We start from the raw sequence: 775 nt of genomic DNA on the forward strand, positions 1-775 counted from the left end.
TTCAATTATCCAACTATGCCTTTGACGGTTCGACATTTGATATTTTCGGCGCGTTGTTGAACGGAGCGGCTCTTGTGCTCATTCGAAAAGAGGATGTCCTGAATATCACTTCCTTGTCGCGAATCCTTCGGGAGGAACGGATCACGGTCTTCTTCCTGACGACGGCATTGTTCAATACGCTTGTTGATCTGGATGTAAGCAGCCTCGCCAATATCCGCCACGTGCTGTTCGGCGGGGAAAAAGTGTCGGTCGATCACGTGGCGAAAGCGTATCAGGCGCTCGGTAAAGGACGGATTATTCACGTATACGGCCCAACGGAGAGCACCGTGTACGCCACGTACTATTCCGTGGACCATATGGATCTGAGAGAAGCGACCGTACCGATCGGCATTCCGCTCGCCAACACCCGCGTATACGTCGTCGACCGGTCGAACAAGCCGCAGCCGATCGGGGTGCCAGGGGAGCTGTGCATCGCAGGAGACGGTTTGGCGCGCGGATACATGAACCGCCCGGAACTGACGGCGGAGAAGTTTGTGGACAACCCGTTTGAACCTGGGGAGCGGATGTACCGGACGGGAGACCTGGCGAGATGGCTGCCGGATGGAAACCTGGAATACATGGGCCGAATTGACGAGCAAGTGAAAATCCGGGGATACCGGATTGAGGCGGGAGAAATCGTACACCGTCTGCTGCAGCACACGGACGTGAAGGAAGCGGTGGTCGTCGCCCGGAAAGACGAGAAGGACGAGTCTTATCTGTGCGCGTATGTGGTGAG

1 protein-coding gene is annotated in these 775 nt (G+C 56.1%); it reads left to right on the forward strand.

Going from position 1 to position 775, the window contains the following annotated elements:
- Positions 1-775: AMP-binding protein (locus ACFSX3_RS24720; protein WP_379313379.1), on the forward strand; the 775-nt coding region annotated here is incomplete at both ends.

Source organism: Paenibacillus rhizoplanae, assembly GCF_042684125.1.
GTDB classification, from domain to species: domain Bacteria; phylum Bacillota; class Bacilli; order Paenibacillales; family Paenibacillaceae; genus Paenibacillus_AQ; species Paenibacillus_AQ rhizoplanae.